19 protein-coding genes are annotated in these 20,318 nt (G+C 36.7%); 17 read left to right on the forward strand and 2 right to left on the reverse strand.

Annotation, left to right across the window (positions count from 1 at the left end; genetic code table 11):
• Positions 1 to 87 precede the first annotated feature (87 nt).
• From MRBLBA3_RS16905 to uvsE, 10 genes are all read left to right on the forward strand, one after another.
• On the forward strand, positions 88 to 198 hold the full coding sequence (locus MRBLBA3_RS16905) for a DUF3948 family protein (protein WP_001083699.1): 111 nt from the start codon (positions 88 to 90) through the stop codon (positions 196 to 198).
• A gap of 386 nt (positions 199 to 584) precedes the next feature.
• Complete coding sequence (gene hppD / locus MRBLBA3_RS16910; protein WP_000810917.1) at positions 585 to 1,703, forward strand: 4-hydroxyphenylpyruvate dioxygenase; 1,119 nt, start codon at positions 585 to 587, stop codon at positions 1,701 to 1,703.
• A 66-nt stretch (positions 1,704 to 1,769) separates the two neighbouring features.
• On the forward strand, positions 1,770 to 2,726 hold the full coding sequence (locus MRBLBA3_RS16915) for a fumarylacetoacetate hydrolase family protein (RefSeq protein WP_000674011.1): 957 nt from the start codon (positions 1,770 to 1,772) through the stop codon (positions 2,724 to 2,726).
• Positions 2,692 to 3,864, forward strand: a complete 1,173-nt coding sequence (locus MRBLBA3_RS16920; protein WP_000499912.1) for a homogentisate 1,2-dioxygenase — start codon at positions 2,692 to 2,694, stop codon at positions 3,862 to 3,864. The genes MRBLBA3_RS16915 and MRBLBA3_RS16920 overlap by 35 nt, the downstream gene beginning before the upstream one ends.
• Before the next feature lie 258 nt (positions 3,865 to 4,122).
• On the forward strand, positions 4,123 to 5,538 hold the full coding sequence (locus MRBLBA3_RS16925; RefSeq protein WP_212088834.1) for an amino acid permease: 1,416 nt from the start codon (positions 4,123 to 4,125) through the stop codon (positions 5,536 to 5,538).
• Between the two features lie 108 nt (positions 5,539 to 5,646).
• Complete coding sequence (locus MRBLBA3_RS16930) at positions 5,647 to 6,921, forward strand: MDR family MFS transporter (protein ID WP_212088836.1); 1,275 nt, start codon at positions 5,647 to 5,649, stop codon at positions 6,919 to 6,921.
• Between the two features lie 301 nt (positions 6,922 to 7,222).
• Complete coding sequence (locus MRBLBA3_RS16935; protein WP_212088838.1) at positions 7,223 to 8,311, forward strand: D-alanine--D-alanine ligase; 1,089 nt, start codon at positions 7,223 to 7,225, stop codon at positions 8,309 to 8,311.
• A 60-nt stretch (positions 8,312 to 8,371) separates the two neighbouring features.
• Complete coding sequence (murF, locus tag MRBLBA3_RS16940; protein ID WP_044739192.1) at positions 8,372 to 9,748, forward strand: UDP-N-acetylmuramoyl-tripeptide--D-alanyl-D-alanine ligase; 1,377 nt, start codon at positions 8,372 to 8,374, stop codon at positions 9,746 to 9,748.
• Between the two features lie 304 nt (positions 9,749 to 10,052).
• Positions 10,053 to 11,651 carry a DEAD/DEAH box helicase gene (locus MRBLBA3_RS16945; protein ID WP_000206604.1) on the forward strand — a complete coding sequence of 533 codons (1,599 nt, stop codon included), beginning with the start codon at positions 10,053 to 10,055 and terminating at the stop codon, positions 11,649 to 11,651.
• A gap of 92 nt (positions 11,652 to 11,743) precedes the next feature.
• Positions 11,744 to 12,706: a UV DNA damage repair endonuclease UvsE gene (gene uvsE, locus MRBLBA3_RS16950; protein ID WP_000961172.1), complete on the forward strand. Its 963-nt coding sequence runs from the start codon at positions 11,744 to 11,746 to the stop codon at positions 12,704 to 12,706.
• Here uvsE and MRBLBA3_RS16955 read toward each other — a convergent pair.
• Complete coding sequence (locus MRBLBA3_RS16955; RefSeq protein WP_000907061.1) at positions 12,699 to 13,271, reverse strand: rhomboid family intramembrane serine protease; 573 nt, start codon at positions 13,269 to 13,271, stop codon at positions 12,699 to 12,701. The genes uvsE and MRBLBA3_RS16955 overlap by 8 nt on opposite strands.
• A 92-nt stretch (positions 13,272 to 13,363) precedes the next feature.
• Between MRBLBA3_RS16955 and acpS the strand changes: the two genes are divergently transcribed.
• The 6 genes from acpS (at position 13,364) to MRBLBA3_RS16985 (ending at position 19,309) form a co-directional block, all read left to right on the forward strand.
• Positions 13,364 to 13,723 carry a holo-ACP synthase gene (gene acpS, locus MRBLBA3_RS16960; protein WP_363382499.1) on the forward strand — a complete coding sequence of 120 codons (360 nt, stop codon included), beginning with the start codon at positions 13,364 to 13,366 and terminating at the stop codon, positions 13,721 to 13,723.
• A 156-nt stretch (positions 13,724 to 13,879) separates the two neighbouring features.
• The gene (locus MRBLBA3_RS16965) at positions 13,880 to 14,830 is read left to right on the forward strand and encodes a LolA family protein (protein WP_002100392.1); all 951 of its coding nucleotides are present in this window, start codon (positions 13,880 to 13,882) and stop codon (positions 14,828 to 14,830) included.
• Positions 14,831 to 14,948: 118 nt separating this feature from the next.
• Positions 14,949 to 16,118 carry an alanine racemase gene (alr, locus tag MRBLBA3_RS16970; protein ID WP_328023939.1) on the forward strand — a complete coding sequence of 390 codons (1,170 nt, stop codon included), beginning with the start codon at positions 14,949 to 14,951 and terminating at the stop codon, positions 16,116 to 16,118.
• A 311-nt stretch (positions 16,119 to 16,429) separates the two neighbouring features.
• Positions 16,430 to 16,717, forward strand: a complete 288-nt coding sequence (locus tag MRBLBA3_RS16975) for an antitoxin EndoAI (RefSeq protein ID WP_000004570.1) — start codon at positions 16,430 to 16,432, stop codon at positions 16,715 to 16,717.
• 4 nt (positions 16,718 to 16,721) lie between these two features.
• Positions 16,722 to 17,072 carry a type II toxin-antitoxin system endoribonuclease NdoA gene (gene ndoA / locus MRBLBA3_RS16980; protein WP_000635965.1) on the forward strand — a complete coding sequence of 117 codons (351 nt, stop codon included), beginning with the start codon at positions 16,722 to 16,724 and terminating at the stop codon, positions 17,070 to 17,072.
• 68 nt (positions 17,073 to 17,140) lie between these two features.
• Positions 17,141 to 19,309, forward strand: coding sequence for a Tex family protein (locus tag MRBLBA3_RS16985; RefSeq protein ID WP_044739195.1), 2,169 nt, complete (start codon positions 17,141 to 17,143; stop codon positions 19,307 to 19,309).
• A 57-nt stretch (positions 19,310 to 19,366) separates the two neighbouring features.
• On the opposite strand, the gene cmpA is transcribed toward MRBLBA3_RS16985, so the two are convergent.
• Positions 19,367 to 19,483 carry a cortex morphogenetic protein CmpA gene (gene cmpA / locus MRBLBA3_RS16990; RefSeq protein WP_001143642.1) on the reverse strand — a complete coding sequence of 39 codons (117 nt, stop codon included), beginning with the start codon at positions 19,481 to 19,483 and terminating at the stop codon, positions 19,367 to 19,369.
• A gap of 209 nt (positions 19,484 to 19,692) precedes the next feature.
• On the opposite strand from cmpA, the gene MRBLBA3_RS16995 reads away from it, so the two are divergent.
• Positions 19,693 to 20,154, forward strand: a complete 462-nt coding sequence (locus MRBLBA3_RS16995; RefSeq protein ID WP_044739196.1) for a SprT family protein — start codon at positions 19,693 to 19,695, stop codon at positions 20,152 to 20,154.
• The last annotated feature ends 164 nt before the right edge of the window (positions 20,155 to 20,318 follow it).

Consider the following 20,318-nt stretch of genomic DNA (forward strand, 5'->3'; position numbering starts at 1 on the left):
GTATTAACAGCATTAATCGTATTTTTATCAAGTGTATTAGTATAATAGAAGTTTTAAATCATACAAAATGAAAGGAGAATGAGGAATATGAACAGTGAACAAGTGTTACAAGTAACAAAAACAGATTTATTAGGATCATTAGGTGGAGCGGTAGTATTAACATCATTTATTCTATTCCTTGCAAATATATTAGTATGAGACATATAAATACAATCATTCAAAACAAATAAAGACTCTAGCATATTAGTAAGTAGTTAATATGTTGGGGTCTTTTTTGTTTTTCTTCTATATATCCCTCTAAGTATTAATGGTCTCCCTTTATCACGTAAAAGCCCGATTGGTGTGGGCTAATAATCCAGTGGCGATGAAAACCCCCGTTAATTAAAGTTTCACTTTATTTTAAGGAGAAAAAAGTCGAATTTTATATGTAAGAAAAAAAGAGGAATTTGACAGAAAAGATAGAAAATTTTAAAAGTCAGAATTTGTTAGCTTGCTAACTAATTTCTATTAATTGATGTTGGAAGCGTTTTCGATTGGTTTTAAGTATGGACCATTTAATCTATTTACAGGGGGATGAAGATATTATGAAACAAAAATCTATGGATACGCTAGCTGCACAAATGGAGGACTTTTTTCCGGTACGTGATGTAGATCATTTGGAGTTTTATGTAGGGAATGCAAAACAATCAAGTTATTATCTTGCGAGAGCATTTGGATTCAAAATTGTAGCTTATTCTGGATTAGAAACAGGAAACCGTGAAAAGGTATCTTATGTTCTTGTGCAAAAAAATATGCGTTTTGTTGTGTCTGGAGCTTTAAGTAGCGATAGCCGTATTGCAGAGTTTGTAAAGACTCATGGTGATGGAGTGAAAGATGTGGCTTTACTTGTTGATGACGTTGATAAAGCCTACTCTGAAGCGGTGAAGCGTGGCGCTGTTGCGATTGCTCCACCTGAGGAGTTAACAGATGAGGACGGTACATTGAAAAAAGCGGTTATTGGTACGTATGGTGATACAATTCACACGCTTGTAGAGCGTAAAAATTATAAAGGAACATTTATGCCAGGATTCCAAAAGGTTGAGTTTAATATTCCGTTTGAAGAGTCTGGTTTAATTGCTGTAGACCATGTAGTTGGTAACGTTGAGAAAATGGAAGAGTGGGTTAGTTATTACGAGAATGTTATGGGCTTTAAACAAATGATCCATTTCGACGATGATGATATTAGTACAGAGTATTCGGCATTAATGTCAAAAGTTATGACGAATGGAAGCCGTATTAAGTTTCCGATTAATGAACCAGCAGATGGAAAAAGAAAATCACAAATTCAAGAATATCTAGAGTTCTATAACGGAGCAGGTGTACAGCATCTTGCTTTATTAACAAGTGATATTGTAAAAACAATTGAAGTACTTCGTGCAAATGGCGTGGAGTTTTTAGATACGCCAGATACGTATTACGATGAGTTAACAGCACGTGTTGGAAAAATTGATGAAGAAATTGATAGATTAAAAGAATTGAAGATTTTAGTAGACCGTGATGAAGAAGGTTATTTATTACAAATCTTTACGAAACCAATTGTAGATCGTCCAACTTTATTTATTGAAATCATCCAACGTAAAGGTTCTCGTGGATTTGGTGAAGGGAACTTTAAAGCTTTATTCGAATCAATTGAAAGAGAACAAGAGCGTCGCGGAAATTTATAAAATTTGTATCCACCAGCAAGAATTCTTTTGCTGGTGGAAATTTCATTTTCATAGGGAGGAATCATGATGAAATTTGTTACATTTCGTCTTCCTTCGAAAGAAATGCGAGCTGGATGGCTTGAAGGTGACAAAGTAATCGATATGAATCTTGCGAGTGATGGAAAATTACCTTCTTCTATGTTCGCCTTTTTAGAGAAAGCGGATGAGTATGCAGAAGTATTGCGTAATATTAAGAATCCTGAAAAGGGTATATATTCTTTAGGGGAAGTACAATTAGCAGCGGCAATTCCTAATCCGAGTAGCATTCGAGATTTTTATGCATTTGAGCAGCATGTAAAAACAGCTCGCGGACGAAGAGGGCTAGATGTTGTACCTGAATGGTATGATATGCCGGTTTTTTATTTTACGAACCACCGTGCTGTTATTGGACCAGATGATTTTGTTATTGGCCCGAAGAAGTCTAAAAAGCTTGATTATGAGTTAGAGATTGCTTGCGTAATTGGGAAAGAAGGACGAAACATTTCTCGTGAACAAGCAGAGGAATATATTTTTGGTTACTGCATTATGAACGACTGGAGTGCAAGGGACTTACAAGCAACAGAAATGAAAGTAGGGCTTGGACCAGCGAAAGGAAAGGATTTTGCAACTTCATTAGGAGCGTATCTCGTTACGAAAGAGGAATTAGACGTTTATCGTAACGGTGATCGTTATGATTTAGAGATGACTGCTCATGTAAATGGAAAGATATTATCAAAAGGAAATTTCCAAGATATTTATTATACATTTGCTGAAATGATTGAACGTGCTTCGGAAGACGTTACGTTATATCCAGGAGATGTGATTGGTTCTGGGACAGTAGGGACAGGATGTATTTTAGAGCTTGGTACAGAAGAGTGGCTACAAGATGGAGATGTTGTAGAGCTGTCGATTACTGGTTTAGGTACGTTACGTAATACGGTCAAAAAAGACATGAAAGCGGGTGATGGGCATGTTTTATCGTCACATGGGGGAGCTACCTCATAAACGACATGTACAATTTCGTAAAAAAGATGGATCGCTTTATCGTGAGCAGGTAATGGGGACAAAAGGTTTCTCTGGTACCCAGTCTATTTTGTATCATCATTATATGCCAACAGAAGTAGGGCATGCGGCATTATCGCATTCTTGTCAGTTACAGTATGAAGAGGATGTTGCTCTTGCTCATCGTCATTTCCGTACGAAAGAAAATAAAAAAACTGGTGATGCAGTAAGCGGAAGAAACTTTATGCTTGGGAATGAGGATTTATTAATTGGAGTAGTGAGTCCAACAGAAAAAATGGATTATTTTTACCGTAATGGTGATGGCGATGAAATGTTATTTGTTCATTATGGAACAGGAAAAATTGAAACGATGTTTGGAACGATTCACTATAGAAAAGGTGATTATGTAACAATTCCAATTGGAACGATTTATCGTGTTATTCCAGATGAGGGAGAGACTAAGTTTCTTGTTGTAGAGGCAAATAGCCAAATTACAACACCAAGTCGCTATCGCAATGAATATGGGCAATTGTTAGAACATAGTCCGTTTTGTGAAAGAGATATGCGTGGACCGGAGAAATTGGAGACATATGATGAAAAAGGTGAGTTTGTCGTAATGACAAAGTCGAGAGGTTATATGCACAAGCATGTGTTAGGGCACCATCCGTTAGATGTTGTTGGATGGGATGGGTATTTATATCCGTGGGTCTTTAATGTGGAGGATTTTGAACCAATTACAGGTCGTATTCATCAGCCACCACCAGTACATCAAACATTCGAAGGGCATAATTTCGTCATTTGCTCTTTCGTACCGCGTTTATACGATTATCATCCAGAATCTATTCCGGCACCATATTATCATAGTAATGTGAATAGTGATGAAGTACTGTACTATGTGGAAGGTAATTTTATGAGCCGAAAAGGTGTAGAAGAAGGTTCTATTACGCTTCATCCAAGCGGGATCCCGCATGGGCCACATCCAGGGAAAACAGAAGCGAGTATAGGGAAGAAAGAGACACTTGAACTGGCCGTTATGATAGATACATTCCGTCCGCTTCGTATTGTAAAACAAGCACATGAGACGGAAGATGAAAAGTACATGTATAGCTGGATTGAAGAGGGTTCATATACTGTGAAATAAGTAAAAAGAGGCATGCTCACTAAGGGAGCATGCCTCTTTTATGGAATCGACATGTATAATAATACCAAAAAAAGCTATGAAAATATATATAGATATGATTGTCTGAATCTTTTTATCGAAAGGATGATAAGAGTATAGTATGTATCTCGATAGTTTTCTGTTTATTTCGACAAAAGTATTGACTAAAAAACATGCCGTGGGTAAAATGAGGAAAGTAAATTAAATTTTCAGAATACTAAAAGTGTGGAGGAGCACAGTATGAAGCAAATTTTTCAAAAGAAGCCGATTTCAACGTTACTGCAAGAAAGTAAACAAAAGACATTATCGAGAACGTTAGGGGCACTTGATTTAACAATGCTTGGAATCGGAGCAATTGTTGGAACTGGTATTTTTGTTCTTACTGGCGTTGTAGCAGCGAAACATTCTGGACCAGCTATTATATTATCATTTGCTATAGCTGCATTAGCTTGTGCCTTTGCTGCATTTTGTTACGCTGAATTTGCTTCTTCAGTTCCTGTTTCAGGGAGTGTTTACACGTACACGTATGCGACGATGGGAGAAGTATTTGCATTCTTAATTGGATGGGATTTAATGCTCGAGTATTTATTAGCTACTTCTGCTGTAGCCAATGGATGGTCAGCGTATTTTCAATCGTTATTAAAGGGATTTGGGATTCATATTCCGACCATTCTCTCCTCGGCCCCTGGTACTGGAAAGGGTGGAATAATTGATTTACCTGCAGTTCTAATTATTCTAGTTATGACGGTTCTTTTATCTAGAGGTGTTCGTGAAAGTGCACGTGTAAATAATATAATGGTATTTATTAAACTAGCAGTTGTTCTCATTTTTATCTTCGCTGGATTTAATTATGTAAAACCTGAAAATTGGACACCTTTTATGCCATTTGGGTTAGATGGTGTAATGGCTGGAGCAGCTACAGTTTTCTTCGCATTCATTGGATTTGATGCTGTATCAACAGCCGCAGAAGAAGTGAAGCGCCCACAACGCGATTTGCCGATTGGAATTATTGCATCGTTACTAGTTTGTACGGTTCTTTACATTGTTGTTTCACTTATTTTGACAGGGATTGTTCCATACGGTCAGTTGAATATATCAGATCCAGTTGCTTTCGCACTTCAATTTATTGGACAAGATAGTTTGGCGGGAGTGATATCAGTAGGAGCAATTACAGGAATTACAACTGTAATGCTAGTTATGATGTATGGGCAAGTTCGTGTTTCATATGCAATGAGCAGAGATGGATTGTTACCGAAGCGTCTTGCTAAAGTTCATCCGAAATTTAAAACACCATTTTTAAATACATGGACAACAGGTATTATTGCAGCACTTATTTCAGGATTAATAGATTTAAATGTTTTAGCACATCTTGTAAATATGGGGACTTTGTCAGCATTTGCACTTGTAGCTGTTGCAGTTATTGTAATGAGAAGAACTCATCCTGATTTACCAAGGGCGTTTAAGGCGCCGCTCGTACCATTTTTACCAGCATTAACAGTTATCTTTTGCTTATATTTAATGCTTCAATTATCAGCAACAGCTTGGATTAGCTTTGGTGCTTGGATGGTTATCGGTGTAGTAGTTTATTTCGCCTATAGTAGAAAGCGTAGTGTTTTAAATAATAGTAAAAAAGAAGAAGATGTAGCAAATTTATAAGTGGAAAAATCCATTCTAATTCTGTTAGAATGGATTTTTTTATTTGAAAATTTACATTTTTCTGAATCTATTATAAGATAATTGTTGGTTAACTAAAGGGGGGGGAATATGAAAAGTACATGGCGTGAGTTAAGGGAGATGGATCGAAACGTATGGATTCGATTTATCGGTGAGACATTGAACGGAATTGCGATGATGATGTTAATGCCTTTTTTTGCACTATATTTAAAAGATAAGGTAGATTCTTTATTACAAGTTGGGATTATTATGGCGCTTTCTCCAATTGCTGCAAGCTTTGGCTCGCTTATAGGCGGAAGAATAGCTGATATATATGGAAGAAAGCCAATTATGATATTTTCAATGGCGAGTAATGCATTATTAATGCTCGGTTTTTTATTTATAGAAGGGTTTATTCCATATGCCATTTTATCTATTTTTTTAGGGTTAAGTAATTCGCTATTTCACCCAGCGGCATCAGCGATGGTTGCAGATGTGACGGCGCCAGAAAAAAGAACAGAAGCATATGGTTTATTGAGAATGGGACATAATATTGGCGCTGCGATTGGACCGATAATGGGAGCATCAGTAGTTGTTTTATCAAAGAACCTCGTGTTTATTATTGCTTCATCCGCTATGTTGTTTTATGCGCTACTAGTGTTAGTACTTATTAAAGAAACAATGCCAAAAATTACGGATATGACAGAAAAAAATAAAGAGAAGGAATCTGGAGCAGTTTGGAAAATTTTAATGAGAGATAAGGCGTTAATGATTTATTTGTTAGCGGGGATCATTATTTCTATGGGGTTTTCTCAAACAGAAGGCATGTTACCGCTTCACTTTGATAACGAAATGAAGGATATTTTTGGAGTCAATAATCCATACCCATATTTAATGGCATTAAATGGTCTATTAGTTGTTTTATTTCAATTTCAAATTTCAAAATGGGCGACAGATAAACCTGTTGGAAAGACGATGTTATACGGTGCGTGTTTGTTCGGAATTGGTTTGTTTTTTATAGGATGGTTACCGAAGTGGTTTGGAGAATATGATACAAATGCTACAATTATTTTAATGACGTTAATGTTTGTTTATGCCATATATACGTTAGGTGAGATGATTATGTCGCCTGTACAGATGACGTTTGTAGCGAATTTGGCCCCTGAACATTTGAGAGGAACCTATATGGGGGCGGCGAGTTTGCAGTGGATTACAGGAAGTGCATTCGGTCCACTCCTTGGTGGTTTTCTATTGGATCGTTTGCTTGGTCACTACTTATTTACAATTTTAAGTGTAGGGTGTGTAGTTGCAGGCTTTGTATATGTTTCTTTAGATCGTCTTGTTGAGCAGAGGCAAAAGGATACGCCTACAAAACAGTCTTCTTAATAAAATGAAACTTTAATCAGTGTTTTTTCATTCTCCACAAATGGTAGGGTAATATAGATGACATACACAAAAAGTGGATTTCTACATATTTTAGGTACATAACCAGATTAGATAGAAATCTTACTGTAAAGTTTAATTTTGTTTAGGTGTGTAGAAAATTAAAGAGGAAAAGTGTAGAAAACCAATAAGTGGTGTCATTTAATTATTTGTGGAAGTTACATTTTATTTCAAATAGGAACTACCTATTTTTATAAAAAGTGCTAAAATAGAAAAATGAAAACAATTGGTTAGGGTGATTTCAGTGACAAAAATTAAATTAGGTTTATTATACGGTGGAAAATCAGCTGAGCATCAAGTTTCGTTACAAACGGCTCTTGCTGCTATTAAAGCATTAAATCAAGATAAATTCGAGATTCATCCAATTTATATTACAGAACAAGGCCAATGGATGCGTGGAGAGCGTATTGAAGGCGAAGTAACAAATGTTGAGGCATTACAAATGAGTGGGGAAGAGAATACAATCTCTCCTGTATCATTAAGTACAGAAATTATCCCAACTGCAACTTCTAAACAAGAAGATGCAATTGATGTTATTTTCCCATTATTACATGGACCGAATGGTGAAGATGGAACAGTACAAGGGTTATTAGAATTACTAAACATTCCATATGTAGGTAACGGTGTATTAGCATCATCTGCTGGTATGGATAAAGTTGTTATGAAAAATATCTTTGCAGAAGCTGGATTGAAACAAGCGAAATATGCATCTTTCATTCGTAGCGCATGGGAAAAAAATCGCGAAGAAGCTTATGACAAAGTAGAAGAGAAGTTAGGATATCCTTGCTTCGTAAAACCAGCAAACCTTGGTTCAAGTGTTGGTATTAATAAGTGTAAAGATCGTGAAGAACTTGAGAATGCATTTGAAGAGGCATTCCAATTTGACCGCAAAATTATTGTAGAAGAAAATATTGTTGGGCGTGAAGTAGAAGTTGGTGTACTAGGTAATGATGAGCCAAAATGTTCAGTTGTAGGTGAAATTGTACCGAAAAAGGACTTCTATGATTATAAGTCGAAATACATCGATGGTGATACAGCATTAATTATTCCAGCTGAAATGACAGAAGAAGAGTCTGATGTAATTAAGCGAGATGCAATTGTTGCATTCCAATCATTAGATGGTGCTGGCTTAACACGAGCTGATTTCTTCTTAACGAAAGACGGAGAAGTGTATATTAACGAAGTGAACACAATGCCAGGATTTACGCCGTTTAGTATGTTCCCTCTATTATGGCAGCATACTGGATTACCGTATCCAAAATTAATTGAAGAGCTAATTAATTTAGCGATTGAGCGTCACGAAGAAAAACAAAAAATTAAATATACAATCTAACAAAAAAGGAGGAAGCACTATTCGAAGGAATAGTGCTTCCTCTATGTAAGGAGTGTTTTCATGATAAACCGAACGTTAAAACAAGTAGAACAGATGATAAATGGTACTGGATTAGCAAAGCAGTATGAGGGAATTACTATAAAAGGAGTGTCTATTGATACGAGAAAAATTGAAAAGGGAAACTTATATGTTCCGATTCAAGGTGAACGTTTCGATGGACATGCTTTTGTAGATAAAGCTGTTGAAAGTGGGGCTGTTGCTACATTATGGATGAAAGGTGTAGCAAATCCGCCTGAGAATCTTCCTGTTATTTTTGTAGAGGATACGCTATCAGCGTTACAAATGTTAGCGAAAAACTATCGCGATCAACTGGATGTTAAAGTTGTTGGTGTAACAGGTAGTAACGGTAAAACGTCTACGAAGGATATTGTAACGAGTCTTCTTGCAACTAAATTTAAAGTTCAAAAAACAGAAGGTAATTTCAATAATCATATTGGTTTACCTCTTACTATTTTAAACCTAGAAGAAAATACAGAAGTTGCTGTATTAGAAATGGGTATGTCAAGCCGCGGGGAAATTGAATTCCTATCTAAGCTAGCTCGTCCTAATGCGGCTATTATCACGAATATTGGTGAGGCGCATTTAATGGATTTAGGCTCTCGTGAGGCGATTGCAGAAGCGAAATTAGAAATTGTGACAGGGTTACAAGAAGGTGGAGTGTTCGTATATAACGGAGATGAGCCATTATTAACGAATCGTGTTCCTGAAATGAATTTAGCAGCGGAAACAGTTACGTTTGGTGATGCAAGAGCAAATGATTATTATCCAACTACTGTAACATTACAGGCAACTGGAACGCATTTTAAAATGAATAGAGAAGAAAATATTTCATTCTATATACCAGTGTTAGGGAAACATAATGTGTATAATACACTTGCTTCAATGGCAATTGCGAAACATTTTGGTGTAACATGGGAAGAAATGAAAAAAGGTTTAGTAACACTTCAAATGACAGGCATGCGTATGGAAATTGTAAAAACAAATAGTGGTTTAACAATTATCAATGATGCTTATAATGCAAGTCCAACGGCTATGGAAGCAGCGTTCCACCTAATGAATGGTTTAGATGGATTTGCTAAAAAAATTGTTGTACTTGGTGATATGCTAGAACTTGGTGATCAAGAAGTACAATTCCATTATGAGGTAGGTAAATTAATCGACCCAGCAAAAATTTCATATGTATTCACATATGGTAGATTAGGGGCTCAAATTGCTGAAGGAGCGAAAATTAACTTCCCTAATGAACGTGTAAAGGCGTATGATAATAAAGAAGAGCTAGTAAAAGAGTTACAAGCAGTAGTTGATGTGAAAGATGTTGTATTAATAAAGGCATCTCGCGGCATGAAATTAGAAGAAGTAATTACGATGTTGAAATAATTGGTGTATATAAACAGGGATGATAGCTACGAAAATAGAGGAAACTTATAATAAGCGCTTACAGTAAATATAAAAAAATAAAAGTGAAGAAAAAAGCTCTGAATATGAAAATAAGGTAACAGTTGGGTTTGCTTTTTGCACATACAAAACTTATAATTGATAAAGTGTAATAACGTTTAGAAGTATTTTCGTGTAGAAATACGCCCGTTTATATACGTGAGCATTCAGGAAAAGGGCTTTTCCGCCAATTCGGAAAATGCCTTTTTTTAAATGATAAGTATAGGATAGAAAAGGAGAAGTAACATTGACAACATTTCGAGAATTAGGATTAAGTGAATCTTTATTGCAATCTGTTGAAAGTATGGGCTTTGAAGAGGCTACGCCGATTCAAGCTGAAACAATCCCACATGCATTGCAAGGTAAAGATATTATTGGGCAAGCGCAAACAGGTACAGGGAAAACAGCAGCATTTGGATTACCGCTATTAGATAAAGTAGATACTCGTAAAGAAGCAGTTCAAGGTATTGTTATCGCGCCAACGCGTGAATTAGCAATCCAAGTTGGAGAAGAGCTATACAAAATTGGTAAACATAAACGTGTTCGTATTTTACCAATTTACGGTGGTCAAGATATTAACCGCCAAATTCGTGCTCTAAAAAAACACCCACACATTATTGTTGGTACGCCGGGTCGTATTTTAGATCATATTAACCGTAAAACACTTCGTTTACAAAACGTTGAGACTGTTGTTCTTGATGAAGCGGATGAAATGTTAAACATGGGCTTCATTGAAGATATTGAAGCGATTTTAACAGATGTGCCAGAAACACATCAAACATTATTATTCTCAGCGACAATGCCAGATCCAATCCGTCGTATTGCTGAGCGCTTCATGACTGAGCCTCAACACATTAAAGTAAAAGCAAAAGAAGTAACAATGCCAAACATTCAGCAGTTCTATTTAGAAGTGCAAGAAAAGAAAAAGTTTGACGTGTTAACACGCTTACTAGATATTCAATCTCCAGAGCTTGCAATCGTATTCGGTCGTACAAAGCGTCGTGTTGATGAATTATCAGAAGCATTAAACTTACGTGGTTATGCAGCAGAAGGTATTCATGGTGATTTAACACAAGCGAAACGTATGTCTGTATTACGTAAATTTAAAGAAGGTGCTATTGAAGTTCTTGTTGCAACGGACGTTGCTGCGCGTGGTCTTGATATTTCAGGCGTAACACACGTATACAACTTCGATATCCCACAAGATCCAGAATCATACGTTCACCGTATCGGTCGTACTGGCCGTGCAGGTAAAAAAGGTATTGCAATGTTATTTGTAACACCACGTGAATCAGGACAATTAAAAAATATCGAGCGTACAACAAAACGTAAGGTTGACCGTATGGAAGCACCGACACTTGACGAGGCACTAGAAGGTCAACAACGTTTAATCGCTGAAAAACTTCAAAGCACAATTGAAAATGATAACTTATCATACTACAAGCGTATTGCAGAAGAAATGTTAGAAGAGAATGACTCTGTAACAGTAGTAGCTGCTGCTTTAAAAATGATGACAAAAGAGCCAGATACAACACCAATCGCTTTAACATCAGAACCACCAGTTGTTTCAAGAGGTGGCGGTTCTAAAAAACGCGGTGGTAACGGAGGCGGATACCGTGATGGTAACCGTAATCGTAGTCGTGATGGACGTAGTGGCGATGGTCGTAACCGTGACCGTGACCGTAACCGTGATGGACGCAGTGGCGATGGTCGTAACCGTGATCGCAATCGTGATGGTGGTAGCCGTGATGGTAACCGTGGTCGTAGAGGTGAAGGTCAAGGTCGCCCTGGATCTTCTTCAAATGGACGCGGCGAAAGAAAACATCATAGCCGTCCACAAGCTTAATAAAAAAGAGAATGCCCTTTGCTGGCATTCTCTTTTTTTATTTCTGTAATTGTGCATACTACATAATAACTCGTATAGAAAAGGGGTGCCATATGCTTGTAAGACTCGGGTATGTCGCGATGAGTGTACATTTGAAGAATGCATCTCCATCTCAAACGATGACATATGCACAGTTTCAGCGGATTGATGATCGAGAGGCTGCGATTCGTAAGCTCGAAAGAATTGCTAATTCGAATTTGGAAAATTGTTTACGGTTATTAAAGCATAATAAAGGGCATGATATATCTTTCTTTCGGCTTAGTTCCAAGCTTATTCCTTTAGCGAATCACGAGGAGTTATTAGAGTGGAACTATATTCGCCCCTTAAAAGAAAATTTAAAAGTGCTAGGTGAGTACGCTATTCGTATGAATATGCGAATTGATTTCCATCCGGATCACTTTGTTGTACTAAATTCACCTGAGGAGAGTATTTTCAAGCAATCTGTAAAGACATTGCAGATGCACAAAAAATTATTAAAGGGTATGGGAATTGAACATAAGCAACGATGTGTATTGCATGTTGGCGGAGGATATAAAGATAAAGAGCTCGCATTAGAGCGCTTTATAGAAAATTGGTCTAACGTTCCAAGAGGTATTCAAGAGATGATTATATTAGAAAATGATGATACGACTTTTTCTTTAGAAGAAACATTGTATTTAGGAGAGAAATTAGATATTCCAGTCGTGTTTGATTTGCATCATCATATGATGAATAATGACCAGGAAGATTGGCATGAAGATTGGGCACGTGTTGTTCATACGTGGGAAACATCTTTGTTACCAGTTAAAATGCATATCTCTAGTCCTAGAGATGAGAAAGACCCGAGGGCACACGCGGATTTTATTGATGTTGATACATTCTTATCTTTTTTAAGAAGGATAAAGGGAAGTGTTGGGCAAATTGATTGTATGATTGAGGCGAAGAAGAAGGATGAGTCTTTATTTCAACTCATGAGAGATTTAAGTCAACAAATAGATGTGGAAATTGTCGATGGTGCGAGCTTCTATATTAAATGAGCTCTGCACCATCGGATTTTTTTGTTAAAAGGGGAGCTAAAACGCCGCCGATTATTAAGCCTGTTAAATGGCTTATAGGATTAGCGGAAGGATTAAAGAAAGTAAATAAAAGTAATAGAAGTATCATGATTGAAAAAATAGCAATTTCTTTTGGGTTTGAAGAACGATATCGACTATACAATAAAAATAATTGTGCACCTAGTAATCCAAAAATGCCACCAGATGCTCCGGCATGAATATAGTCAAGAGGCATAATAATATAAGAAGAAATATTTCCGATAATGCCAGAAAGGAAAAAAATAATGATGAAAGAAAAATGTCCTAGTTGTTTTTCGATAGAAGAACCAAGAACAAATAAACAAATGCTATTGGAAAGAAAATGTTGTAAGTCTACGTGTACAAATAGGGAAGTTATGACACGCCACCATTCTCCTTTAGCGATATATTCATTGTAGGCTGCCATGTGAAAGAGGGAAAAATCGCTCAATATAATCATGACTAATTGTATAAGAAGTAAAGAGAGGATGACTGGTTGTAATAGCGTACGAGTAGATGGTATTAGCATGTTGTTAGTATCACTCCTTTTGCATCAGAAAGATTCTCTGTTATTCTTACAATATGAATGCAGAAAGCTAAATAGAAGAAGGGGATTTTGAAATGATTGTAGGGATTGGAATCGATATTATTGAATTGAATCGAATTGAAAAAATGCTAGATGGAAAGCTTAAATTTATGGAACGTATTTTAACTGAAAGTGAACGTAATGTTGCCAAGGAGCTGAAAGGAAGTCGTCTTACAGAATTTGTGGCAGGAAGATTTGCAGCAAAAGAAGCGTATTCTAAGGCGGTAGGGACTGGAATTGGGAAAGAAGTTAGTTTCTTAGATATAGAAGTAAGGAATGATGATAGAGGTAAGCCGATTCTTATTGCAAATACAGAGCATATTGTTCATCTATCAATTAGCCATAGTAAAGAATTTGCTATTAGCCAAGTTGTTTTAGAAAGCTCGTCACGCTAGTCTGCATATTTTATATCTTTGTCTCATATATTTGAGGTAGCGATAAGGAAGGCATATCTTCCATTCATTTATAGGGGCAAAGGGGCTGAAGTGATGAAAAGGCGTCTGTTTTTAGTTCTCATCGGTTTATTGACCGTTTTTGTGTTGGCGGGCTGTATGGAAAAGAAACAGGAAGATGTTGTGAGAGATTTAGAGGCAAAAGTTAAAGGTATGAAGAGTTATCAAGCTGAAGCGAAATTATCTATTAAAACAGGAAATGAGCCGCAGGAGTACAGTGTAGAAATTTGGCATAAAGAACCTTCGTATTATCGTGTGAATTTAAAGAATGCGAAAAAGGATCAGAGTCAAATTATTTTAAGGAATGATGAAGGCGTATTTGTATTAACGCCTGCGCTTAATAAGAGCTTCCGTTTTCAAAGTGATTGGCCGCAAAATAGTAGCCAGGCTTACCTATATGAATCACTTGTGAGAGATATTTTGCAGGATAAGAAAAACCTGACTTTCGAGAAAACAGATAAGTATTATATTTTCAAAACAAAAACAAACTATCAACATCAAAATATGTTACCGAAACAAGAGATTACATTGAAGAAGAGTGATTTAACACCAGTTTCCGTGAAACTGATGGATAATGATCAAAATGTCCTTGTAAAAGTAGATTTCACTAAAGTAAAGTTTGATACAAAGTTTGATAAAGGTGCATTTGATACGAAACAAAATATGTCCAGAGCACAAGTAGATGTTCAGACAACAGCGAAAGAAGACAAACCGTTTGCTATTTTGTATCCACGTGACACGCCGCAAGGCATGACGTTGAAAGAGGAAGAAGAGTTGAAGACAGCCAGTGGCAAGCGTACGATACTCACATATACTGGAGGTAAGAAATCTTTTACTTTAATACAAGAAAAGGCAAAAGTTGCAGAGGCTTCATCAGCGGTAAGTGTAAGTGGAGAGCCAGTTGACCTTGGCTTCACGATTGGTGCATTGACGAAAGATTCTGTAACGTGGTCGCATAATGGAGTGGAATATATGCTCGTGTCTAAAGGTTTAGAGCCGAATGAGTTATTGATGGTTGCTCGATCGGTTACAGCGAAGCAGGTGAAGTAAACTTCTTAGACGTGGTGATATATGTGCACCACGTCTTTTCTTAGTTTGAAGGTGGATTTCATAAAAAGAAGCATATAAAAGAATAAGCTTCGCATATCGTGTATAAGGAAGTGTATTTATGGAAGAAGCACCATTTTACCGTGACACTTGGGTGGAAGTGGATTTAGATGCGATCTATAACAATGTTACGCATATTAAAGAGTTCATCCCAAGTGATGTAGAAATTTTTGCTGTAGTTAAAGCGAATGCATATGGGCACGATTATGTACCAGTGGCTAAAACCGCATTAGAAGCAGGGGCAACAAGATTAGCAGTTGCTTTTTTAGATGAAGCTTTAGTGCTTCGGAGGGCTGGTATTACTGCACCGATTTTAGTGTTAGGTCCTTCCCCACCCCGTGATGTAAATGTTGCTGCTGAAAATGATGTAGCATTAACTGTTTTTCAAAAAGAATGGGTGGAAGACGCGATAAAGCTCTGGGATGGTTCATCAATAATGAAATTCCATATTAATTTTGATAGTGGTATGGGGAGAATTGGAATACGTGAACGTAAAGAATTAAAGGGGTTCTTAAAGAGTTTAGAAGGCGCGCCATTTTTAGAGTTAGAAGGAGTATATACACATTTTGCAACAGCCGATGAGGTTGAGACTTCTTACTTTGATAAGCAATATAATACATTCTTGCAGCAGTTAAGTTGGTTGAAAAAATTTGGAGTGAACCCTAAATTTGTCCATACAGCCAATAGTGCTGCAACGTTAAGGTTTCAAGGGATTACATTTAATGCAGTGCGAATTGGTATTGCGATGTATGGACTATCCCCATCTGTAGAAATACGTCCTTTTTTACCATTTAAATTGGAACCAGCGTTGTCGCTTCATACGAAAGTTGCTCATATTAAGCAAGTGATTAAAGGGGATGGGATTAGTTATAATGTCACATATCGAACGAGAACTGAAGAATGGATAGCGACAGTTGCGATTGGATATGCAGATGGCTGGCTTAGAAGATTGCAAGGATTTGAAGTGCTTGTAAATGGTGAAAGGGTACCGATTGTAGGGCGAGTAACAATGGATCAATTCATGATACATCTGCCTTGTGAAGTTCCACTTGGTACGAAAGTTACACTCATTGGAAGACAGGGAGATGAGTATATTAGTGCTACCGAGGTGGCTGAATATTCCGGGACTATTAATTATGAAATTATCGCGACGATAAGCTTCCGTGTACCGAGAATATTTATACGACATGGTAAAGTTGTAGAAGTAATCAATTATTTGAACAATATATAGAAGAAGGTATTATTACTCAGCATCTCGTCATTTGGAGGAGTTTCACTAATAAAGAATAGGCTCTTTTTTGCTGGGGAGATTCTTTTTATAATTGTTATTAATATAAGTTACAATGAAATATTACTGAAGGATTGCTTTATTTCTTGTTTGAAAGAGATAAAAAGTAAAAGAAGATGAATGTTTTATTTATGAATTGGAAAACATAAGCAAGGAATAAGGAAGTCTTTGCAACAGGCTCCATACAATGGTATTATTACAATAGGTGTCATATATATATTTGGGTGTGTAGTTGACGGTGGAGGTGTATTTTTGTGTCCGAATCAAGTGTAACTACTGAAATCGTGGTTCGGTTACCAAAGCAAATGGTAACGGAATTGGACGGAATTGGAAAACAAGAGAATAAGAATCGCCATGAACTAATTTGCCAGGCAACACAACTGTTATTGCGTCAACATAAGACGAAGAAACGCTACCAACATGAATCAATGCGACGTGGGTACATTGAAATGGGAAAAATTAATCTTGGTATTGCATCGGAAGCTTTCTTAGCAGAGTATGAAGCAGCTCATACAGTAGAACGCTTAGTTAGCGGGGGGTAATATTTTGATTGTAAAACGCGGCGACGTGTATTTTGCAGACCTTTCCCCAGTTGTTGGTTCTGAGCAAGGAGGCGTTCGTCCGGTTCTTGTCATTCAAAATGACATCGGAAATCGTTTTAGTCCGACTGTGATTGTAGCGGCTATTACTGCACAGATTCAAAAAGCGAAATTACCCACTCATGTGGAAATTGATGCGAAAAAGTACGGTTTTGAGAGAGATTCTGTTATTTTACTTGAGCAGATTCGAACAATCGATAAGCAACGCTTAACGGACAAAATCACTCATTTGGATGAAGTGATGATGAGTCGTGTAGATGAAGCGTTACAAATTAGTTTAGGACTAATAGATTTTTAAATCGGCAGTTTAAGTTGCTCTCTTTACAGGGCAACTTTTTTTTATTATAGAGGAGGTTACGGTTGGATATGGAAATGGTAGATAATCGACAAGGGTTAATGAAAATGTTAGTGAAAGAATTAGGCTTTACAGAAAAGCAAGTTCGTCATGTTATTCAATTAACAGAAGAAGGTAACACAGTTCCATTTATCGCTCGTTACCGAAAAGAATGGACAGGATCTCTAGATGAGGTGCAAATTCGTGCAATCTTAGAAAGATGGCAATATATGATGCAACTAGAAGATAGGAAAGAAGAGGTTCTTCGTCTTATTGGTGAAAAGGGGAAACTAACCGAAGAATTGCGTCGTCATATTGTTGCTGCAACAAAACTTCAGGAAGTAGAAGATTTATATCGTCCTTATAAAGAAAAAAGAAGAACGAAAGCTACAATAGCTAAAGAGAAGGGATTAGAACCGTTAGCTGAGTGGCTATTGTTATATAAAAAAGAAAATCCAGCAGAGAAGGCTATGGAATTTGTTGATGGAGAAAAAGAAGTGGAATCTGCAGAGGATGCGTTGCAAGGTGCGCAAGATATTATTGCGGAACTTGTTTCAGATAATGCGTCATATCGTAGTTGGATTCGGAATACTACTTTCCGAAAAGGGATTATGTCTTCATCTGTAAAAGATAAAGAAAAAGATGAAAAGAATATATATGAAATGTATTATGACTATGAAGAACCGTTGCAAAAAATAGTGCCGCATCGAGTGTTAGCGATGAATCGTGGTGAAAAGGAAGATGTATTGAGAGTTTCTGTTGTTACACCGACTGAGGAAATTAATCAGTTTTTACATAAAAAAATGATTCGTGATGAAGCTTCTAAAAGTGCACACTATGTACAATTAGCGATTGAAGATGGATATAAACGATTAATTCAACCTTCAATAGAAAGAGAAATTCGTAAAGAATTAACAGAAACCGCTGAAGAACAAGCGATTCATATTTTCTCTGAGAATTTACGTAATTTATTATTACAGCCTCCAATGAAAGGGAAAGTTGTGCTAGCGGTAGATCCGGCATATAGAACAGGTTGTAAATTATCAGTAGTAGATGATACAGGGAAAGTTCTTAATATAGATGTTATTTATCCGCATCCACCTGTTCGTAAATATGAGGATGCAAAAAAGAAAGTTCTTTCAATTATAGATAAATATCAAGTTGAAATGATAGCAATTGGAAATGGTACAGCTTCTAGAGAAACGGAAGAATTTATAGTAGATGTACTACAAAATGTAAAACGGGATGTATTTTATATTATTGTAAATGAAGCGGGTGCTAGTGTATATTCAGCATCTGATTTAGCTCGTGAGGAGTTCCCGGATTTACAGGTTGAAGAAAGAAGTGCCGTTTCTATTGGGAGACGTCTACAAGATCCGCTTGCTGAGCTAGTGAAAATTGACCCTAAATCTGTAGGGGTAGGACAATATCAACATGATGTATCACAAAAAAGATTAAATGAATCGTTAACATTTGTGGTAGAGACAGCTGTTAACCAAGTTGGCGTTAATGTAAATACAGCTTCAGTTGCGTTGTTACAATATGTTTCAGGATTATCAAAAACAGTTGCAAAAAATATTGTAGCTAAGCGTGAGGAAGATGGGAAATTTACGAAGCGTACTGAATTAAAGAAAATTCCTCGTTTAGGTGCGAAAACATATGAACAATGTATTGGATTTTTACGTATATTAGAAGGGGCGAATCCGTTAGATCGCACAGGGATTCATCCAGAACAATATAAAAATGTTGAATTGCTATTAAAAAGTCTAGGGTTATCAAAGAATGATGTAGGTAAACCGAAATTGCAGAAGAGTTTAGAGGGAGTAGATGTTTCTAAATTATCTCAAGAGACGGAGATTGGCGAGCCGACTTTGGTTGATATTATCGATGCTTTAATTAGTCCAGAACGAGATATGAGGGATGAGTTGCCAAAACCACTTCTGAAAAAAGGGATTTTGAAATTAGAAGATTTAAAGCGTGGTATGGAGTTAGAGGGAACGGTTCGTAATGTTGTTGATTTCGGTGCCTTTGTTGATATAGGTGTAAAGCAAGATGGCTTAGTGCATATTTCTAAACTCAGCAAACAGTTTGTAAAGCATCCGTTAGATGTTGTATCCGTAGGGCAAATTGTAAAAGTATGGGTAGATGATATTGATACGAAAAAAGGTCGTGTTGCATTATCGATGTTACCAATTGAATAGTAAGTAAAGAGAGCAGATGAAACTGCTCTCTTTTTATGGATAGGAAAGTTTCGTTGATTATGAGCTTTGATGTATTTTACTATAATAAAACCAGCATTCATTTAGTAATTTGATTTGATACCGGTTTTTTTCGAAGTATGCACGTTGCATTTGTTTCTTTAGCCACGTAGGCATAGGAATCCCTCCTTGTTTAATCCTGCTCTCAAACATCTCTTCTTAATTAGTTAAAGAAATATTGATGAGAGGTTGGTGAGTGGATTTCTATCAATGCTTTATTTTTAGAAATCACGCTTCTTGAATGAGGATGGGTATATGTACTATTTAATATATGTATAGGAAGGGAGAAAAGTGTAAAAATATTTTTTGTTTAGGAGGAATGAGGAATGGATGAGCAAGAAATTCAGGGGTTAGTGGAAGAGGTATCGTTACAATACTTTGGGATGCCGTTTTTACATAAAGCGATGTTTAATAGTAGGTTACGTACAACTGGTGGGCGTTATCTATTGAATACTCATAATATAGAACTGAATTATCGATATTACGAAATGTATGGCAAAGAAGATTTAGTCGGGATTGTTAAACATGAACTTTGTCATTATCACCTACATATCACAGGAAAAGGGTATAAGCACCGAGATAGAGATTTTCGTGAGTTATTAAAGAAGGTAGGGGCACCCCGTTTTTGTAAACGAATGATTAATGAAGAGAAGAAGGAAACAAAAGTTTATACGTATGAATGTACGGGATGCTCACTTCAATATGTAAGAAGGCGTCAAATAAATACACAAAGATATGTATGTGGAAAGTGTAGAGGGCAACTAAAACTGGTAGTGAAAACATCTTGACAGTGAAAACGCAATCCAGTATATTATAAACATGTCACGTTTGCACAAGATGTTGTGAAAAAACCTCTTGACTTACGGTGATAATTTTTATAAGATACAAATTGTCTTCATTATTCCGCAGTAGCTCAGTGGTAGAGCTATCGGCTGTTAACCGATCGGTCGTA

The sequence above is a fragment of the Bacillus sp. LBA3-1-1.1 genome, from assembly GCF_040676495.1.
Lineage (GTDB): Bacteria > Bacillota > Bacilli > Bacillales > Bacillaceae_G > Bacillus_A > Bacillus_A nitratireducens.

Excerpts from the sequence above, each read along its gene's own strand:
- MRBLBA3_RS16995 (WP_044739196.1), top strand. The coding sequence starts at position 19,693 with ATGGATGAGCAAGAAATTCAGGGGTTAGTGGAAGAGGTATCGTTACAA.
- MRBLBA3_RS16905 (WP_001083699.1), top strand. The coding sequence starts at position 88 with ATGAACAGTGAACAAGTGTTACAAGTAACAAAAACAGATTTATTAGGA.
- MRBLBA3_RS16955 (WP_000907061.1), bottom strand. The coding sequence starts at position 13,271 with ATGCTAATACCATCTACTCGTACGCTATTACAACCAGTCATCCTCTCT.
- acpS (WP_363382499.1), top strand. The coding sequence starts at position 13,364 with ATGATTGTAGGGATTGGAATCGATATTATTGAATTGAATCGAATTGAA.
- MRBLBA3_RS16920 (WP_000499912.1), top strand. The coding sequence starts at position 2,692 with ATGTTTTATCGTCACATGGGGGAGCTACCTCATAAACGACATGTACAA.
- MRBLBA3_RS16915 (WP_000674011.1), top strand. The coding sequence starts at position 1,770 with ATGAAATTTGTTACATTTCGTCTTCCTTCGAAAGAAATGCGAGCTGGA.
- MRBLBA3_RS16965 (WP_002100392.1), top strand. The coding sequence starts at position 13,880 with ATGGAAAAGAAACAGGAAGATGTTGTGAGAGATTTAGAGGCAAAAGTT.
- hppD (WP_000810917.1), top strand. The coding sequence starts at position 585 with ATGAAACAAAAATCTATGGATACGCTAGCTGCACAAATGGAGGACTTT.
- MRBLBA3_RS16985 (WP_044739195.1), top strand. The coding sequence starts at position 17,141 with ATGGAAATGGTAGATAATCGACAAGGGTTAATGAAAATGTTAGTGAAA.
- murF (WP_044739192.1), top strand. The coding sequence starts at position 8,372 with ATGATAAACCGAACGTTAAAACAAGTAGAACAGATGATAAATGGTACT.
- cmpA (WP_001143642.1), bottom strand. The coding sequence starts at position 19,483 with ATGCCTACGTGGCTAAAGAAACAAATGCAACGTGCATACTTCGAAAAA.
- uvsE (WP_000961172.1), top strand. The coding sequence starts at position 11,744 with ATGCTTGTAAGACTCGGGTATGTCGCGATGAGTGTACATTTGAAGAAT.
- MRBLBA3_RS16930 (WP_212088836.1), top strand. The coding sequence starts at position 5,647 with ATGAAAAGTACATGGCGTGAGTTAAGGGAGATGGATCGAAACGTATGG.
- alr (WP_328023939.1), top strand. The coding sequence starts at position 14,949 with ATGGAAGAAGCACCATTTTACCGTGACACTTGGGTGGAAGTGGATTTA.
- MRBLBA3_RS16925 (WP_212088834.1), top strand. The coding sequence starts at position 4,123 with ATGAAGCAAATTTTTCAAAAGAAGCCGATTTCAACGTTACTGCAAGAA.